This is a genomic window from Streptomyces sp. NPDC054975, from assembly GCF_053609105.1.
This window is the reverse complement of sequence record NZ_JBSGWV010000012.1, coordinates 116,003-132,472: the sequence shown is the minus strand read 5'-3', so window position 1 is coordinate 132,472 and position 16,470 is coordinate 116,003. Positions and strand designations below refer to the sequence as shown.

General features: G+C 72.6%; 16 protein-coding genes. 10 read left to right on the top strand and 6 right to left on the bottom strand.

Annotated elements, in window-relative coordinates:
* Positions 1-77 precede the first annotated feature (77 nt).
* Together ACWF79_RS15035 and ACWF79_RS15030 are read left to right on the top strand one after the other, a co-directional pair.
* A complete protein-coding gene (locus ACWF79_RS15035; protein WP_453728543.1) occupies positions 78-1,847 on the top strand; it encodes a CocE/NonD family hydrolase in 1,770 nt (589 codons plus the stop codon).
* A gap of 153 nt (positions 1,848-2,000) precedes the next feature.
* Positions 2,001-2,696 carry a GNAT family N-acetyltransferase gene (locus ACWF79_RS15030; protein WP_453728525.1) on the top strand — a complete coding sequence of 232 codons (696 nt, stop codon included), beginning with the start codon at positions 2,001-2,003 and terminating at the stop codon, positions 2,694-2,696.
* A gap of 96 nt (positions 2,697-2,792) precedes the next feature.
* Here the strand turns inward: ACWF79_RS15030 and ACWF79_RS15025 are convergent, their stop codons facing one another.
* Together ACWF79_RS15025 and ACWF79_RS15020 are read right to left on the bottom strand one after the other, a co-directional pair.
* Positions 2,793-3,902 (bottom strand): adenosine deaminase, encoded by a 1,110-nt coding sequence (locus ACWF79_RS15025; RefSeq protein WP_453728524.1) that lies wholly within the window; start codon positions 3,900-3,902, stop codon positions 2,793-2,795.
* A 76-nt stretch (positions 3,903-3,978) separates the two neighbouring features.
* On the bottom strand, positions 3,979-4,728 hold the full coding sequence (locus ACWF79_RS15020; RefSeq protein ID WP_453728523.1) for a GntR family transcriptional regulator: 750 nt from the start codon (positions 4,726-4,728) through the stop codon (positions 3,979-3,981).
* Positions 4,729-4,903: 175 nt separating this feature from the next.
* On the opposite strand from ACWF79_RS15020, the gene ACWF79_RS15015 reads away from it, so the two are divergent.
* From ACWF79_RS15015 to ACWF79_RS15005, 3 genes are all read left to right on the top strand, one after another.
* Positions 4,904-6,331, top strand: a complete 1,428-nt coding sequence (locus tag ACWF79_RS15015) for an MFS transporter (RefSeq protein ID WP_453728522.1) — start codon at positions 4,904-4,906, stop codon at positions 6,329-6,331.
* Between the two features lie 203 nt (positions 6,332-6,534).
* Positions 6,535-6,891, top strand: coding sequence for a hypothetical protein (locus ACWF79_RS15010; protein ID WP_453728521.1), 357 nt, complete (start codon positions 6,535-6,537; stop codon positions 6,889-6,891).
* A 319-nt stretch (positions 6,892-7,210) separates the two neighbouring features.
* On the top strand, positions 7,211-7,792 hold the full coding sequence (locus tag ACWF79_RS15005) for a GNAT family N-acetyltransferase (protein WP_453728520.1): 582 nt from the start codon (positions 7,211-7,213) through the stop codon (positions 7,790-7,792).
* Here the strand turns inward: ACWF79_RS15005 and ACWF79_RS15000 are convergent.
* On the bottom strand, positions 7,780-8,112 hold the full coding sequence (locus ACWF79_RS15000; RefSeq protein WP_453728519.1) for a DUF6204 family protein: 333 nt from the start codon (positions 8,110-8,112) through the stop codon (positions 7,780-7,782). The two genes, ACWF79_RS15005 and ACWF79_RS15000, sit on opposite strands and share 13 nt — an antisense overlap.
* A 59-nt stretch (positions 8,113-8,171) precedes the next feature.
* Between ACWF79_RS15000 and ACWF79_RS14995 the strand changes: the two genes are divergently transcribed.
* Both ACWF79_RS14995 and ACWF79_RS14990 read left to right on the top strand, forming a co-directional pair.
* Positions 8,172-9,077, top strand: a complete 906-nt coding sequence (locus ACWF79_RS14995; RefSeq protein WP_453728518.1) for an arginase family protein — start codon at positions 8,172-8,174, stop codon at positions 9,075-9,077.
* A 79-nt stretch (positions 9,078-9,156) separates the two neighbouring features.
* Complete coding sequence (locus tag ACWF79_RS14990) at positions 9,157-11,124, top strand: DUF5107 domain-containing protein (protein ID WP_453728517.1); 1,968 nt, start codon at positions 9,157-9,159, stop codon at positions 11,122-11,124.
* Positions 11,125-11,153: 29 nt separating this feature from the next.
* Here the strand turns inward: ACWF79_RS14990 and ACWF79_RS14985 are convergent, their stop codons facing one another.
* Complete coding sequence (locus ACWF79_RS14985) at positions 11,154-11,894, bottom strand: 2OG-Fe(II) oxygenase (protein WP_453728542.1); 741 nt, start codon at positions 11,892-11,894, stop codon at positions 11,154-11,156.
* Positions 11,895-12,287: 393 nt separating this feature from the next.
* Here ACWF79_RS14985 and ACWF79_RS14980 point away from each other — a divergent pair, with 393 nt between their 5' ends.
* Complete coding sequence (locus tag ACWF79_RS14980) at positions 12,288-12,497, top strand: helix-turn-helix domain-containing protein (RefSeq protein ID WP_453728516.1); 210 nt, start codon at positions 12,288-12,290, stop codon at positions 12,495-12,497.
* Positions 12,497-13,054, top strand: a complete 558-nt coding sequence (locus tag ACWF79_RS14975) for a Clp protease N-terminal domain-containing protein (protein WP_453728515.1) — start codon at positions 12,497-12,499, stop codon at positions 13,052-13,054. Before ACWF79_RS14980 ends, ACWF79_RS14975 begins: the two co-directional genes overlap by 1 nt.
* A gap of 21 nt (positions 13,055-13,075) precedes the next feature.
* On the opposite strand, the gene ACWF79_RS14970 is transcribed toward ACWF79_RS14975, so the two are convergent.
* Together ACWF79_RS14970 and ACWF79_RS14965 are read right to left on the bottom strand one after the other, a co-directional pair.
* The gene (locus ACWF79_RS14970; protein ID WP_453728514.1) at positions 13,076-13,423 is read right to left on the bottom strand and encodes a VOC family protein; all 348 of its coding nucleotides are present in this window, start codon (positions 13,421-13,423) and stop codon (positions 13,076-13,078) included.
* A gap of 21 nt (positions 13,424-13,444) precedes the next feature.
* The gene (locus tag ACWF79_RS14965) at positions 13,445-14,281 is read right to left on the bottom strand and encodes a methyltransferase domain-containing protein (RefSeq protein ID WP_453728513.1); all 837 of its coding nucleotides are present in this window, start codon (positions 14,279-14,281) and stop codon (positions 13,445-13,447) included.
* A 239-nt stretch (positions 14,282-14,520) separates the two neighbouring features.
* On the opposite strand from ACWF79_RS14965, the gene ACWF79_RS14960 reads away from it, so the two are divergent.
* Positions 14,521-16,371, top strand: a complete 1,851-nt coding sequence (locus ACWF79_RS14960) for a transketolase (RefSeq protein ID WP_453728512.1) — start codon at positions 14,521-14,523, stop codon at positions 16,369-16,371.
* Positions 16,372-16,470 lie beyond the last annotated feature (99 nt).

Here is a 16,470-nt window from a genome sequence, read left to right as displayed (position 1 = left end):
CTCTGACACGCGTCACACCATGGGCCCGGCCCGGTACTTACCAGTCGGTAATCCTCAGCGTGGAGGCCCCCGTGTCCGTGTCCCGTGCGCTACCGCTGTCCCGCAAGGTCCTTGCCCTGGCCGCGAGTACGGCGCTGGCGGCGCCCCTCGCCCTCGCCGCGCCGGCGAGTGGTGCCGAGACCGGGTCGTACACGGTCACCCCGCTGACCTTCACCGTGGAGGCGGGCGGACGTACCTGCACGGTCGACGCCGACCTCTACCGGCCGGCCGGTGTGGACGCGGCGCACCCGGCGCCCGCCGTGCTCGCCACCAACGGGTTCGGCGGGAGCAAGACGGACGGGTCCACGGGCGCCATCGGGAAGGCCTTCGCCGAGCGCGGCTACGTCGGACTCGTCTACTCCGGGCTCGGCTTCGGCAGGTCCGGCTGCCTGATCTCCCTCGACGACCCCCGCATCGACGGGCAGGCCGCCGCCCGGCTCCTCGACTTCCTCGGCGGCGCCCGCGCGGCCGACGACGGCACCCGCGCGGACTTCGTCACCCAGGACGGCGCGGGCGACCCGCGTGTCGGCATGATCGGCGGTTCCTACGGCGGAGCCGTCCAGCTCGCCACCGCCTCCGTCGACCCCCGGCTCGACGCGCTCGTCCCGCTCATCACCTGGAACGACCTCGCCTACTCCCTCGCACCCAACGCCGCCGACCGCGCCACCCCGGGCGTCTTCAAATGGCAGTGGGCCAACGGCTTCTACCTGATGGGGGAGGGGCAACCGCTGCTCGTCCCCTCCCTCGATCCTTCCCGCATCAACAGCCTGCGCTGCCTGCACTTCGTCACCGACGCCTGCGACACCGTCCGGCTGCTCAACTCCGGCCGCTATCCCGCCGCCGACACCAAGAAGATGCTCGACTTCGCCCGGAGCGTCTCCCCGGTCTCGTACCTCGACCGGGTCAAGGCCCCGACGCTGATCGTCCAGGGCCAGGCCGACAGCCTCTTCAACCTCAACGAGGCCCAGGACACCTATGAGCGGCTCCAGGCGCGCGGTGTCGAGACCAAGATGATCTGGCAGTCCTGGGGGCACAGCGGTGGCCAGGCGCCCGGTGAACTCGACCTCGGGCAGGGCGATCTGGAGGCCAGTTACGTCGGCAGGCGCGTCCTCGCCTGGTTCGACCGCCACCTGCGCCGCGACGCGAGCGCCGACACGGGACCGGAGTTCGCCTACTACCGCTCCTGGCAGAGCGGTTACGCCACCGCGGCCCGCGTCCCGGCCCTCAGCCAGAAGCTCTACCTCTCCGGCGACGGCAAGCTCGTCGACAACCGCGCCAAGGTCGCCCGCGGCTCGCGCACGTACAGCAACTGGCTGGTCCCCACGAGCCACTCCGAGTCCTCGCTCGCCGGCCTGATCGGCCTGCCCGACCCGCAGCCGTACGACATCAAGGGCACCTACCTCGGCTGGACCAGCGCCCCGCTGACCGCCCCCGTCGATCTCGTCGGCGCCCCGAAGGCCACCCTCCGCGTCGTCTCCCCGAAGACCGAGCGGGTCCAGGATTCCGGCGACGCCGCCGACAAGCTGGTCCTCTTCGCCAAGGTCTACGACATCGCACCGGACGGCAGGAAGACCCTGGTCAACCGGCTCGTGGCGCCGGTCCGCGTACCCGACGTGACCCGGCCCTTCACGGTCGAACTGCCGGGCATCGCGCACCGCTACGAGACCGGTCACCGGCTGGAGTTCGTGATCGCCGCCGGCGATGACGCGTACGTCGGGAACCGGGGCATCAAGCCCGTGATCGTGACCGCCGCGCCGGAGGAGACCGGCACCCTGGAGCTGCCCCTTGTCAAGGGCCGAGTGGGGTAGCAGCCAGAAGGGTGGATTCACGCGACCTTCGGTCGTTCTTTACCTGTTCTTTTCCCACTCTGCGGGCAGTGGGACGGAGACTGTGCCTCCGCCTTCGTGCCGTGACGTCGGTGCGGGGCGCAGCTCCCTCCTCCTAGAAGGACCGAAGGCCCCGTGCCACTTCCCGTTGTGCTGTCCGGCCGCACCGTACGGCTGGAACCCCTCGCACCACAGCACGCCGTCGCGATCGCCGCCGCCGGCACCGAGGACCGTACGACGTACGCGTTCACGCCCGTCCCCCACAGCCTGGACGCGGCGGAGATCTACATCGAACGTGCCCTGGCCGAACAGGCCATGGGCCGGGCGCTTCCCTTCGCCGTCGTCAGTACCGCCGACGGGCGGGTCGTGGGGGCGACACGGTTCCTGGAGCTCGACTACTGGCAGGGACCGCTGGTCTGGCCCTCGGTCCCCGGGGTGCCCCACGGCGACCCGCTCACCTCGGTGCCCGACGCGGCCGAGATCGGCAACACCTGGCTCTCGCCCGGCGCCCAGGGCACCGGCGTCAACACCGAGGCGAAGCTCCTGATGCTGCGGCACGCCTTCGAGGTGTGGCGCGTACGGCGCATCTCCATGCGCGCCGACGCCCGCAACCTGCGCTCCCGGGCCGCCATCGAACGCCTCGGCGCCACCTGCGAGGGCGTGCGCCGTGCCCACTCGCGCGGCCTCGACGGGGCGGTGCGGAGCACTGCCTTCTACTCGGTCCTGGACGAGGAGTGGCCGATGGTCCGGGGCATCCTCGAAGCGCGGCTCGGGTCGCCGACGCCCCGGGTGGCCGCCGCCGATCCCCGGGGTCCACTGGTCCCCGCGTAGACGGCCGGGAACCGGGGCGGGGGTCATTCCCCGCCCCGGGCGCCGGAGCTGGGGTCTTTCGTTTGGATCAGCCCGGCATGATCCAAACGAGAGGCCCTAGGCCGTCGCGAGCGCCGCGTAGCCGGGGCGGACGATCTCGTCGATCAGCCGCTGCCGCTCCGGGAGCGGGAGGAACGCGGCGTCGAGGGCGGCGACCGTGAACTCCTCGAAGACCTCCGGGCCGTAGCCGAAGGCGTCCACCATGTGCTGGAACTCCTCGCTCATCGTGGTGCCGGAGACCAGCCGGTTGTCCGTGTTCAGCGTGATCCGGAAGCCGAGGCGACGCAGCTCGTCGATCGGGTGCGAGGCGTAGTCCTTGGCCGCGCCCGTCTGGAGGTTGGAGGTCGGGCAGACCTCCAGGGCGATCCGGTTGTCGCGGACGTAGGCGGCGAGGTGGCCGAGCGTGCCGTCCTCGGAGATGTCGTCCGTGATCCGCACGCCGTGACCGATCCGCTCGGTGCCGCAGACCTGCACGGCCTCGTGGATCGACTCCGCGCCGACGGCCTCGCCCGCGTGGATCGTGAAGTGGCAGTTGTGCCGCTTCAGGTGCTGGAAGGCCGGCAGGTGGCGGGCCGGCGGGTTGCCGATCTCGCCGCCGGCGATGTCGAAGCCGGCCACACCCTGGTCCCGGTGCGCCACCGTGAGCTGGGCGATCTCCAGCGAACGGTCGGTGTGGCGCATGCCCGTGAGGAGCGCGCGGACGGCGATCCGGCCGCCCGCTCGGCGCTCGCCCTCACGGAAGCCGTCGTTGACCGCCTCGACGACCTCGTCGAGGGTCAGACCGGCCGCCAGGTGCTGCTCGGGGGCGTAGCGGATCTCTGCGTAGACGACCCCGTCGGCCGCCAGGTCCTCGGCGCACTCGGCCGCGATCCGGTGCAGCGCCTCGCGGGTCTGCATCACCGCGCAGGTGTGGGCGAAGGTCTCCAGGTACCGCTCCAGCGAACCGGAGTCGGCGGCGTCCCGGAACCAGACCGCGAGCGCGGCCGGGTCCTCGGTCGGCAGCGCGGTGTAGCCGCACTCCCGGGCCAGTTCGACGATCGTGGCGGGGCGCAGCCCGCCGTCCAGGTGGTCGTGGAGGACGGCCTTCGGCGCGCGGCGGATCCAGTCGGCGACGGGGGCGGATCCCGGGGTGCTGAGCGAGGCGGTGGGGTTGTCAGACAAGTGCATGGCGCGGAAGTGTACGCCACCACGGCGGCGGGGCGCTGTGACGCCGGTCGCCCGGAGTCGCTCGCCCCAAGCGGCCTCAGTTCGACTGGAGGACCGGCAGCGCCGGCGCGCCCGTGGGGAGCATGTGCTTGGCGGCCAGGACCGGGGTGTCCCCGACCCGTACCACCTGCGTCACCAGCACCGCGGGGGTGTCGGCGGGGCGGCCGAGCTGTTCGCCCCTGCGCTGACCGAGCAGGGTCGCCGTCACGCTGCTGTGCGCCCCCAGCGGAACCCCGCGCGACGCCCCGGCGAGCACCGCCAGCATCGAGGTCCGCTCGGGGGCGGCCTCGGTGCGCAGCGCCTCCACGAAGGCCGGATGCGCCCGCTCCAGTACGTCGTCGGCCGCCGCCCACTCCTGGCTGAGCGCCGCCGCCGTACCCTCTCCGGCCAGCAGCGACTCCCAGAAGCGGAGCTCGGCCCGGGCCGGGGCCAGCAGGTGCTGGGTCGTGAAGTCGGTCGGCTCCTCGACCGCGCGAAGCAGCCCCCGTACGCGCAGCGGCGCGCCCGCGCCGATCAGCTCCTCCAGGGGCTGGATGTGCTCGAAGCCCCGGCGCGGCGGGTGGTCGTTGACGGTCCGGCCGACCCCGCGCCGTACGGAGAGCAGGCCGTCCTCCTGGAGCAGCAGCAGGGCCTCGCGCAGGGCGGGGCGGCTGACGCCCAGCTCGCCGGCGAGCTTCGGCTCGGAGGGGAGGGTCGACCCCGGGGGATAGGTGCCGTCGTGGATGGCGTCCGCGATCCGTTCGTAGAGCACCACGACCGGTCGCCGCCGCTGTCCGCTGACTGCCACTGCCCCTCCTTCACCTGCTTGTCGGCAAGTGAACGGTATTCGGAATCACAGGTCAAAGGGACTTGACGTGTGACGCGCGTAGAACTCACTCTGTCTGGGCGTTGCTTGTCAGACAAGCTCGGTTCATCGCCCTGACATCCATGACATCCATGACATCCACGGCAAAGGGGCCCACATGTCAGCCACATCCGACCTCAAGGGCCGCGGGCCCATGCTCCTGGCGATGGTGCTCGCCGTCCTCGGGTACCAGATCAACGCCACGATGCTCAGCCCCGCTCTGCCGGATGTCATCGAACGCCTCGGCACCACCACGGCCGCGGCCGGTCTCTCCCAGACCCTCTTCTTCCTGATGGCGGCCATCGGCCAGGTCACCCTCGCCCGCCTCAGCGACCAGCGCGGCCGCAAGCCGATGATGATCGTCTGCGCCTTCGTCCTGATCGTCGGCAACCTGCTCTGCGTCTTCGCGCCCAACATCGAGATCTTCATCGCGGGCCGCATCCTCCAGGGCATCTCGGCGGCGATGTTCACCCTCGCCTTCCTCACCCTGAACCAGCTCCTCACCCCGGCCGGCTTCGGCAAGGCCGCGGGCATCATCACCGCCGTCAACGGTGGCCTGGCCGGCATCGACGCGATCGCCGGCGGCCAGATCGCCGACACCATCGGCTTCCGCGGCATCTTCGTCTGCTCCACCCTGATCGCCGTCGCCGGCCTGATCGGCGTGCGCCGGTACGTCCCCGACGTCCCGCCCACCGCCACCGACGGCCGCTTCGACTCCCGGGGCATCGCCGCCCTCGCGCTCGGCCTCACCGGCGTCCTCGTCGGACTCGCCCAGGGCGCCGCCTGGGGCTGGACCTCCGTCCTCACCCTCGGTTTCCTGCTCGGCGGCCTCGCCTCGCTCGTCTTCTTCGTCGTCTCGCAGAAGAGCGCGGCCAACCCGGTCATCGACCTCGACGTCCTGGCCTCCCGCCGCGCCTGGCCGCTGCTGCTCACCACCGTCTGCACCCTGGGCGGCGCCTTCGGCGCCATCGCGCTGACGATCCCGCTCTTCTCGCAGGACGCCCGGGTCGGCCTCGGTCTCACCGCCGTGACCGCCGCCGTCCTCTTCCTCACCCCGATCCAGCTGATCGGCGTGGTCTCCGCCCCGCTGACCGGGCGCCTCGGCCCGAAGATCGGCTGGCGGAAGATCGTCGTGACCGGTGCGATCGCCAACTTCGCGATCTTCCTCGTCGCCACCTTCTTCCTGCACAACGAGTGGATCCTGGTCGCCGCGCTCGCCGCGCTCGGCATCACCTACGGCGGCTTCATGCTGACCGGCCTCAACGGCCTCGCCGTCACCACGGCGCCCAAGGACAAGCCCGGTTCGCTCTCCGGACTCAACGGTGCCTGCTTCGGCATCGGTGCCTCCCTCGGCATCGCCCTGGCCTCCGCGATGATCACGGCGGGCAGCGACGCGGGCGGACCGACCGAGGCGGGCTACCAGCACGCGATGTACGCGGCCCTCGCCCTGCTCGGCATCGGCGTCGTCACCGCCCTGCTCATCCAGCGCCCCGACCCGGCCGACGCGCCGGCCGACGAGCCGCAGCTGGTCCTCACCCACCACTGACCGGGCACGGCGGGCGAGGCCGCACCCTCACCCGTACGGCCCCTCCCACGCCCCCGTGCGGACCGGATCCCTCCATCCTGGTCCCACGGGGGCGGCCGCGTACGACGGAGGAGAGGTCCGGGCATGCCCAAGGAGACATCGAGCGGCGGCCCGCCCCGCTCCGGCGGAACCTGCCGCTTCTACGCGGCGAACCGGCGGCGCGCATGAGGCGGGCAGCGGTCCTGGGCGCGGGCGCGGTCCTCGCGCTCGCGGCGGTGGCGGTCACCTCGGCGGAGGACGCCGTCGCGGCCGAGGGTGCCTCGCCCTCGCCCGCCCGGCCGATGCCCGCCCTTCTCGGCAAGGGCCTCTGGCGGGTCTTCACCGCCCTCGCGCCCCGCACCCGCCTCGACGTCCATGACGTGGGGGGCCGCGACCGGCGGGTGCTCTGGCCGCCGAACTGGTGGGTGTGCACGCAGTACCCGGCCGAGGGCGCGGCAGTCGACGGCCGGACGACCGTCGTGATCGGCGTGGTGAAGCGGGGCGAGGCCTGCCCACCCCGAGTCCGCTCGGCCCGCCGCTGAGCGGTGTACCGGTCCCGGTGGCCCCGGGACCTGCCGCACGCCCGGTGTCCCCGACCCGGCGCCCCGGCCCCCGACCCGGTGTCCCCGACCCGGCGCCCCGGCCCCCGACCCGGTGTCCCCGACCCGGCGTCCCGGATCCGTGCCCCCGACCCGGCGTCCCGGCTCCGTGTCCCCGACCCGGCGCCCCGGCCCCGTGTCCCCGACCCGGCGCCCCGGCCCCGTGTCCCCGACCCGACTCCGTGCCCCCGACCCGGCGTCCCGGATCCGTTGCCGGGGCATGTGCCGGGCCCCGCCCTGCCCTCACCCGTAACCTGAAGGCATGTCCGACGATCTTGGTCAGTACCTCACCGCCGGGCCCCGCGTCGGCCTGCGCGGCTACTCCCTGGACGACGCCGAGGAGTTCACCGCACGCGCCCGCGAGAGCCGTGCGACGCACCGGCCGTGGCTCTTCCCGCCCGACCGCCCCGACAGCTTCGCGGCCTACGCGCGCTCGCTGATCGAGGACCCGGCCAAGGTCGGCTTCCTCGTCTGCGAGCGCGGGGAGCACGGCGGGCGGATCGCCGGGTTCCTCAACATCAACAACATCGTCCGGGGCGCCTTCCTCAGCGGCGCCCTCGGCTACGGGGCCTTCGCGCACGCGGCGGGGCGGGGGCTGATGGGTGAGGCGCTCGGCCTGCTCCTCCCGTACGCCTTCGGTCCGCTGGGGCTCCACCGCCTCGAGGCCAACATCCAGCCGGGCAACGCCGCCTCCCGCGCGCTCGTGCTCCGGGCCGGCTTCCGGCTCGAGGGGTTCTCGCCCGCCATGCTCCACATCGACGGCGCCTGGCGGGACCACGAGCGCTGGGCGCTCACCGCGCAGGAGCCCCCGGCCCACGCCCCCGCCGCCGCTCAGCGCTTGTAGTTGATCTTCATCGTGTCCATGTCGGTCACGGTCGACCTCAACTCCCCATGGGCGTAACCCAGTTCCGCCAGCGCGGTCTCGACCCTGTCCTCGGCGATCGCGCCGGCCATCTCCTCGCCGTCCGCCGCGTCCGAGACGACGACCAGGCGGTACGAGAAGTGCTTCAGGGTCCTGTCGTAGGCGAGCGAGCCCTCCTCGGAGAACCGCATCGCCTCCATCCCGTGCGCGTCGACCTCGGCGAGCAGCCGGGTCCGGCTCTCCTCCGACAGCCTCTCGAACGTCCCGCGCACGATCACCCGGTAGGTGTGCCGACTGCTCATCTCGCTCCGTACTCCCGTCTTCGTTGAAGATCAAGACTACGGCGGCGAGGATGAGTCGCATGCGGAATATCGTGGTCATCGACGCCCCGTCCAACCTCGGCCTGCGCCCGCCGGCCCCCGGTACCGTGCCCGGCTGTCACAAGCTCGCCGGAGCCCTCCGCGAGAACCGGATCGTGGCCCGGCTCGGCGCGCTGGAGGGCGGAGTCGTGGTCCCGCCCCGCTACGACCTCGGCGACTGGCAGGAGGGCGACGGCGTCTTCAACGCGGCCGCCCTCGCGACGTACACCCGTACCCTCGCCGACCGGATCGAGCACCACGTACGGGCCGGGGACTTCCCTCTGGTCCTGGGCGGCGACTGCTCGATCCAGCTCGGCGCCTCCCTCGCCCTGCGCCGCGTCGGCCGTTACGGCCTCGCCGCCGTCGACGCCTCCCCGGACTTCCGCCATCCCGGCAACTCCGAACGCGTCGGGGCCGCCGGTGGCGAGGAGTTGGCCCTCGCCACCGGCCGTGGCCAGCGGGACCTCACCGACCTGGAGGGGTGCGGCCCCTACCTCCGTGAGGAGGACGTCCGGCTCTTCGGCATCCGCGACGCCTACCACGACGATCCCGAACTGGTGGAGCTGCGCGCCCTGAAGGTCCCCGTCGTCACCGTCGCGGACCTACGGGCCTGGGGACCGGCCGAGCTCGCCGCCGCCACGGTCACCGCCTTCGGGACCCCGGCGCTCGACGGCTTCTGGGTGCACCTGGACGCCGACGTCCTCGACCCCTCCGTGATGCCGGCCGTCGACAGCCCCGACCCCGACGGCCTGCTGCCCGACGAACTGGGGCCCCTGCTGCGGAACTTGGTTCGCTCCGAGCGCTGCGTCGGGCTCAACGTCACGATCTACGACCCCGATCTCGACCCGGACGGCACGGCCGGAGCCCTCCTGACGGATCTCGTCGTCGCCGCCCTCGCCGAAGACTGACGCCGGCGACCGACGCCGGCGACCGATGCCGCAGACGGGCGACCGGACCCCCTGGTCAGTCGGTCGATCGCCGTGTTCCATGGGCGCCATGACGACCGTACGACGTGCCGTACTGACCCTTCCCGCAGCCCCGTTGGGCCCGGACAACCCGCTGCCCGCCCTGCGGATCCTCGACGGGACCCCTACGGTCGACGCGCACACCACCGAGGACCTGCCGCGCGACATGGCCCGGCAGCTCGGGTACGCGCCGCTGCGCACCGTCCTGCCCGTCCCCGTGCGCGACGGCTACGGACGCGAGCGCGTGCCGACCGACCTCGACGCGCTCGTCGTCGAGAACGACCGGGTGCGGGCGACGGTGCTGCCCGGCCTCGGCGGGCGCGTCCACTCCCTGCACCACAAGCCCAGCGGGCGTGAACTCGTCCATCGCAACCCGGTGTTCCAGCCCGCCGCGTTCGCGCTCAACGGCGCCTGGTTCGCCGGTGGCATCGAGTGGAACATCGGCGCCACCGGCCACACCACCCTTTCCTGTTCCCCGGTGCACGCGGCGATCGTCCCGGCGCCCGGCGGCGGCGAGATGCTGCGCCTGTGGGAGTGGGAGCGGCTGCGCGACCTGCCCTTCCAGGTCGACCTGTGGCTGCCGGAGGGCAGCGACTTCCTCCACGTCGGCGCACGGATCCGCAACCCCCACGAGCGGACCGTCCCCGTCTACTGGTGGTCCAACACCGCCGTCCCCGAGGACCGCAGGGTCCTCGCCCCCGCCGACACGGCCTGGTTCCACGGATACGAGCGCGGTCTGCGCCGCGTCCCCGTCCCGGTCGCCGAGGACGCCACGGGGCGGGCCGAGGATCGCACGTACCCGCTGCGCAGCAGCCTGCCCGCCGACTACTTCTACGACGTTCCGGACGCGGGCCGACGTTGGATCGCCGCGCTCGACGAGACCGGCGCGGGGCTGGTCCAGACGTCGACGGACCTGCTGCGCGGTCGCAAGCTCTTCGTCTGGGGCACCGCGCGCGGCGGCCGCCGCTGGCAGGAATGGCTCACCGCCCCCGGCGCGCCCGGGTACGCCGAGATCCAGGCCGGGGCGGCCCGGACCCAGCTGGAGCACCTGAGGCTGGAGGGCGGCGCCGAGTTCAGCTGGCTGGAGACGTACGGACCGCTGGCCGCCACGCCCGGGACCGTGCACGGCGAGGACTGGGCGGCGGCCCGCGCGGAGGTGGAACGGGCCCTGGAGACGGCCCTGCCGCGCGCTGCCGTCGACGCCGCCCACGAGACCTGGCGGGCCGCTGCCGCCGACGCCGAACCGGTCGCCGTTCTCGCGACGGGCTCCGGCTGGGGCGCCCTCGAAGTCCTCGCCCGGGGGCACGAGCTGCCCGGGACGCCGTTCCCCGAGTCGACCCTGGGGGAGGAGCAGAAGCCCTGGCTGGAGCTGCTCCGGACCGGCGTTCTGCCGCCGCTGCCGGAGGGAGCCCCGCCTGGCCCGTCGCTGGTGGCGGACCACTGGCGGGACATGCTGGAGACCGCGCCCGCCGAGCCCCTGACCGAGTACCACCTCGGAGTTGCGCAGTGGCACGCGGGCGACCTCGCGCAGGCGGTGCGGAGCTGGGAGCGCGGACTCCAGCAGGGCGCGGGCGTGCGGTGGCCGCTGCTGTACTGCCTGGCCGTCGCCGACCAGGAAGGCGGGCACCCGGCGCGCTCCGCCGAACGGTTCGCAGAGGCCTTCGAGGCCTTGGGCGCCGAGCCCGCTCCTGTCGTGGCCGCCGCCCTCGGCCGCGAGGCCGTCACCGCCCTCCTCGCGGCCGGATGCGTCGCCCAGGCCCGCGCACTCCTGGACCGGCTGCCGGACGCGGTGCGTGCCCGAGGCGCCTTCCGCTTCCTGGAGGCCCGGCTGCTCCTCGCCGAGGGACGGAAGGCCGAGGCCCGAGCCGTCTTCGACGCGGGCTTCGAGGTGGCGGACCTGCGCGAGGGCGCGGAGGTGATCGGCGAGGTCTGGTCGGCCCTGACCGACGAAACGCTCCCGGACGCCTACGAGTTCCGGATGCGGCCCTAGGCAGTGTCCGACAAATGATCACCTGTTGCTCAAGACGCATCCATGGGCTCGTAGAGCACGTCGGTTCGGAGAATTGTTTTCGTGCCTTCAAGAAGCGGGGCCGAGTCGTGAAGCGTCCGATGCCAGAAGAGGAGCGCATCGCCCGGTTCGGGGCGGTGGGCGCTCAATATTTCCTCCGGCTCGGCGAGCCGGGGCCAGTCCGAGAAGTCGCGTTGCGCAAAGGGGAGGTCGTTCTGCTTGTCGGCGATGAACCGTGTTTCTCCGCCCACTGCCTCGTACGACAGGTAGACGACGACCGTCAGGTGGGTTCGCGTTCCGTCCGGGGCGAAATAGGGCGAATCGTAGTGCGGGACAAGAAATCCGCCGTGTTCGTACGTGATGAATCGCATCCGCGGATTGACGGACGCCGGCTTCCAGCGCCTTCCGTCTGAATCCGTCGGATCGTCCGGTCCTACTTCAAGCGACAGAAACGGCCGCAGCCTGCGGTAGAACTCTGCCGCCAAGACTTCGGAGTCGGCCGTGGCACGGAAGGAGCCGACCGGATCTCCCTCTGCGTAGTTGGCGGCAATGCCGTCCAGGCCCACCGGAACGAAGCGCTGGGCAGCGAGTTCGGCCGTGAACACCTCCACTTCGGACGGAGTGAGGAATTGGCGAATCACCCTGGCATCGACGTGTGGGATCTCCGACTCGGTCGGGGCCCATGAGTCATCGGCGGATATCCCGCTCAGCGTTGCTTCGGAGAGGTCGAAGGGATTTACCGGCCCGAACATGCTCACTTTTCCGTCCTGAGGTCATTGCCGATGCCACCGTGGCCGTGGGGGAGAACAGGGTGCAGCGTGGCGGCGGGTGGAGGGGTGCTGGCGTGGCGCACGAGGTGCTCCTGGCGGGTGGATTTCTCCGGCCGTGCGCGCGGCGACGGCTCGAGGGCCCTGGAGTCAATGGCCGCAGGGAGCGGGGGCCGCTGAGCGGTTATCGTCATGATGACGATATTAGGCGGGGGTGAACCCGCAAAGCAAGCAGGGCGTCCCTGATGGGGCGGCGGAAGGGGGCGGGAGGCGGGGCGGGGGCGGGCTCGCGGGACTGCCGATGCGAGGCGAGCGGCGCCGGGCCCCTTCCTGTCAACTGCGGTTGACGGGAGAGGGGTGTCAACGTAGGTTGACGGTATGACCGATGCAACTGATCTCGCCGCACGGGCGGGGGACCGTGATCCCCGGGTCGGCCTGCGGGCCGTGACCGCCCTGCGGCGGCTCCTCGAACAGCTGGAAGCGGTCCAGGTGCGCAGCGCGCGCGCCCAGGGCTGGTCGTGGCAGGAGATCGCGGCGGAGCTGGGCGTGAGCCGGCAGGCCGTGCACAAGAAGTACGGGAGGCGTTGATGTTCGAGCGATTCACGCGTGGGGCCCGGGCCGTGGTGACCGGGGCGGTCGACCGCGCCCGGCGTCAGGGCGTCCCTGTCGTCACCGAGGAGCATCTGCTGCTCGCACTGCTGGATGCGCGGGCCACCAAGGCGTCCTTCGTGCTGCAGGCCCTGGGCGCGCCGGACCGGCGGGCCTCGCTGGAGGCGGCCCTCGCGGACGCCCGCAGGCGGGGCGGGCTGTCGAAGGCCGACACCGAAGCGCTGGCGGGGCTCGGCATCGACGTGCCGGAGATCGTCGCCCGCGTGGAGGAGGTCCACGGAGCGGGCGCGCTCGGCGACGATCGGGAGGAGAGCGCCCGCCGCTCCGGGCGTCCGTCGTTCAGCCGTGAGGCCAAGAGCGTTCTGGAGCGCTCCCTGCGGATCTGCCTCGGCCGCCGCGAGAAGGCGATCGGCGACGAACACCTGCTGCTGGCCCTGACCGCCCGGCCGGGCGTCGTCGCCGAGGCGCTGGCCGACCACGGCGTCACGTACGAGGCCGTCGAACGGACCCTCGGGCAGGGGGTTTCCACTGCCTGAGGGGCGCTGCGGGAGAAGGGCTCAGGCCCGCCGGTCGACGTACTCGAAGACCGAACCGTCCGGGTGGACCGCGATCAGGTTGCGGCCCACCGGGGTGGGGACCGGGCCGGCCAGGATCTTGGCGCCGGCCTCGGCCAGTGCGGTGAACGCCGCGTCCACATCCTGGACGGAGATGGTCGCGGCGACCTTGCGCAGGACCTCCAGCTCCGACTCCGGTCCGCTCATCAGCAGGAAGCAGCCGACGGCCGCCACCGACACCCCGCCCCGCTCGAAACGCTGGGCGGGGGCGCCGGTGAGCCGCTCGTAGAACGCCACCGCGGGTTCGAGATCGTCGACGCAGACACGGAGAGTGGTCCCCAGAATCACCATGAAAACGAGCCTAGTTGAGGTTCACGGGACGCGGCAGAGGATCTCGCCGTGCGGGACCATGAACCAGCCGTCCTCCCGCCCGCCCCACTCCCGCCACGCCCGCGCGGCCTCGGTCAGCGTCTCCGGGGTGGCGTACCCGCCGTCCACCGCCAGCTTCGCGTAGACCGACTCCGTCGTCCGGTCCGCCCACAGCCCGCTCCACCAGGCCCGCTCGTCAGGCGTCGAGAAGCACCAGGTGGCCGCCGTCGTGGTGACGTCGGTGAACCCCGCCCGCCGCGCCCAGGCGAACAGGCGCCGCCCCGCGTCCGGTTCACCGCCGTTGCCGCGCGCGACCCGCTGGTACAGCTCACGCCAGCGGTCCAGGGCCGGGGAGGCCGGGTACCACGTGAACGCGCCGTAGTCGCTGTCCCGGGCCGCGACCACTCCGCCCGGGCGGCAGACCCGCCGCATCTCACGCAGCGCCCGCACCGGGTCGCCCACGTGCTGCAGCACCTGGTGGGCGTGGACCACGTCGAAGGAATCGTCCGGGAAGTCGAGGTCGTGGACGTCGGCGACCGCGAACTCCACGTTCTTCACGCCGCGTTCGGCGGCGACCGCCCGAGCCTTGTCCAGGACGTCCTCGGCGGCGTCCACCGCGGTCACCCGCCCCGGCGCGACCAGCGCGGCCAGGTCGGCGGTGATCGTGCCCGGGCCACAGCCCACGTCCAGGACGGCCAGGCCGGGCTTCAGCTCCGCCAGCAGATAGGCCGCGGAGTTCGCGGCGGTACGCCAACTGTGTGAGCGCAGCACCGACTCGTGGTGCCCGTGCGTGTAGACGGCGGTCTCGTGCGGCCTGGACTGGTCGGAGGCATGCGTCATGACCGGACTCCCTCTGTATGGGTGGGTACGGCAACGGTACGCCCCGACGCCGAATGATGAGACAGCAATCTCGTTATATGGACCGCCGGTTACGGGCCCTCGGCGGGCATACGGGCCGACGGGCTGGGTACCCGGCGAGGTGGAGGCGGCGTGAGCGGCGTGCACGTGGTGTCGGCCGTCTCGGCCCGGCCGTCGTACGAGCACGTGCCGTCGTACGCGCACGTGGAGAAGGGATCTCGATGCAGTACGAAACGATGTCCTCGCTCGCCCAGCAGCTCCGCGTCGACTCCGTACGCGCGGCCGACGCCGCCGGGTCGGGCCACCCCACCTCCTCCATGTCGGCGGCCGAGATCGGCGCCGTCCTCCTCGCCCGCCACCTCCGCTACGACTTCGACCGCCCCGACCACCCCGGCAACGACCGGCTCGTCCTCTCCAAGGGCCACGCCTCGCCGCTGCTCTACGCCATGTACCGGGCCGCGGGCGTCGTCGGTGAGCGGGAGCTGCTCACCTTCCGCCGCGCGGGCAGCCTCCTCGAAGGCCACCCCACGCCCCGGCTGCCCTGGGTCGACGTCGCCACGGGCTCCCTCGGGCAAGGGCTCCCGGTCGGCGTCGGCATGGCGCTCGCGGGGAAGTTCCTCGACCGCGTCCCGTACCAGGTGTGGGTGGTCTGCGGGGACAGCGAGATGGCCGAGGGGTCGGTCTGGGAAGCCGTCGAGCACGCCGCCTACTGCCACCTCGACAACCTCACCCTGATCGTCGACGTCAACCGGCTCGGCCAGCGCGGACCCACCCGCCACCAGCACGACCTGGGCGCCTACGCGGAGCGTCTGGAGGCCTTCGGCTGGCACACCGTACGGATCGACGGGCATGACGTCGAGGCCGTCGACGCGGCCCTGCGCGAGGCCCGTGCCACCCTCCACCGGCCCACGGCCGTGCTCGCCGCCACCCGCAAGGGCCGCGGCGTGGCCGCCGTCGAGAACCGCGAGGGCATGCACGGCAAGCCCCTCAAGGACGCCGCCGCCGCCATCGACGAGCTCGGCGGCTACCGCGACCTGCGGGTCCAGGTCACCGACCCGCCCGCCGCCCTCGTACCGCGCCCGAAGCGTGGCGGCACGCCGCAGCTTCCCCGCTACGACCGGGGCGAGAAGGTCGCCACCAGGGACGCCTACGGAGCCGCCCTCGCCGCCCTCGGAGCGACGCGCGGCGACGTCGTCGCGCTCGACGGCGAGGTGAGCGACTCGACCCGCACCGAACAGTTCGCGAAGGCCCACCCCGAGCACTACTTCGAGTGCTGGATCGCGGAACAGCAGCTCGTCGGGGCCGCCGTCGGGCTCCAGGCGCGCGGTTACGTCCCGTACGCCTCGACCTTCGCCGCCTTCCTCACCCGCGCCTATGACTTCGTCCGGATGGCGGCCGTCAGCCGGGCCGGGATCAACCTCGTCGGCTCGCACGCCGGCGTCTCGATCGGCCAGGACGGGCCGAGCCAGATGGGCCTGGAGGACCTGGCGATGATGCGGGCCGTGCACGGCTCCACCGTCCTGTACCCGTGCGACGCCCACCAGACGGCGCGGCTCGTCACGGCCATGGCCGACCTGGACGGGGTCCGCTACCTGCGCACCACACGCGGCCCGACACCCGTCCTGTACGGGCCCGAGGAGGAGTTCCCGGTCGGCGGGAGCAAGGTGCTGCGCGACCACGGCGACGACGACCGGGCGACGATCGTCGCCGCCGGGGTGACCGTCCACGAGGCACTGCGGGCCGCCGACCGGCTGGAGAGCGAGGGCCTGCCCGTCCGCGTGATCGACCTGTACTCGGTCAAGCCCATCGACGCCGCCACCCTCGATCAGGCGGCCGGGACGACCGGCTGTGTCCTGACCGTGGAGGACCACCGTCCGGAGGGCGGGATCGGCGACGCGGTCGCCGAGGCGTACGCCAACGGACACGGCGGGGTGCCCCGCCTCGCCCGGCTCGCCGTCCGCTCCATGCCGTCGTCCGCGACCCCCGAGGAACAGCTCCATGAGGCGGGCATCGACGCCGACGCGATCGTCTCGGCGGTCGAACTGATGCTGGAACGGGTCCTGGTCCGCTGAGCGGAGGACAACCTGCCGGGACGACGGCCTCGCCGGGCTGCGGCCCGCCGCCCCGCACCCTCTCACCCGGACGGCCCTGAGCCGCCGAGGCCCGAGCGG

Excerpts from the sequence above, each read along its gene's own strand:
- ACWF79_RS15005 (WP_453728520.1), top strand. The coding sequence starts at position 7,211 with ATGTCCGACGATCTTGGTCAGTACCTCACCGCCGGGCCCCGCGTCGGC.
- ACWF79_RS15025 (WP_453728524.1), bottom strand. The coding sequence starts at position 3,902 with ATGCACTTGTCTGACAACCCCACCGCCTCGCTCAGCACCCCGGGATCC.
- ACWF79_RS14980 (WP_453728516.1), top strand. The coding sequence starts at position 12,288 with ATGACCGATGCAACTGATCTCGCCGCACGGGCGGGGGACCGTGATCCC.
- ACWF79_RS14990 (WP_453728517.1), top strand. The coding sequence starts at position 9,157 with ATGGGCGCCATGACGACCGTACGACGTGCCGTACTGACCCTTCCCGCA.
- ACWF79_RS15015 (WP_453728522.1), top strand. The coding sequence starts at position 4,904 with ATGTCAGCCACATCCGACCTCAAGGGCCGCGGGCCCATGCTCCTGGCG.
- ACWF79_RS14960 (WP_453728512.1), top strand. The coding sequence starts at position 14,521 with ATGCAGTACGAAACGATGTCCTCGCTCGCCCAGCAGCTCCGCGTCGAC.
- ACWF79_RS15000 (WP_453728519.1), bottom strand. The coding sequence starts at position 8,112 with ATGAGCAGTCGGCACACCTACCGGGTGATCGTGCGCGGGACGTTCGAG.
- ACWF79_RS14995 (WP_453728518.1), top strand. The coding sequence starts at position 8,172 with ATGCGGAATATCGTGGTCATCGACGCCCCGTCCAACCTCGGCCTGCGC.
- ACWF79_RS15010 (WP_453728521.1), top strand. The coding sequence starts at position 6,535 with ATGAGGCGGGCAGCGGTCCTGGGCGCGGGCGCGGTCCTCGCGCTCGCG.
- ACWF79_RS14970 (WP_453728514.1), bottom strand. The coding sequence starts at position 13,423 with ATGGTGATTCTGGGGACCACTCTCCGTGTCTGCGTCGACGATCTCGAA.
- ACWF79_RS14985 (WP_453728542.1), bottom strand. The coding sequence starts at position 11,894 with ATGTTCGGGCCGGTAAATCCCTTCGACCTCTCCGAAGCAACGCTGAGC.
- ACWF79_RS14965 (WP_453728513.1), bottom strand. The coding sequence starts at position 14,281 with ATGACGCATGCCTCCGACCAGTCCAGGCCGCACGAGACCGCCGTCTAC.
- ACWF79_RS14975 (WP_453728515.1), top strand. The coding sequence starts at position 12,497 with ATGTTCGAGCGATTCACGCGTGGGGCCCGGGCCGTGGTGACCGGGGCG.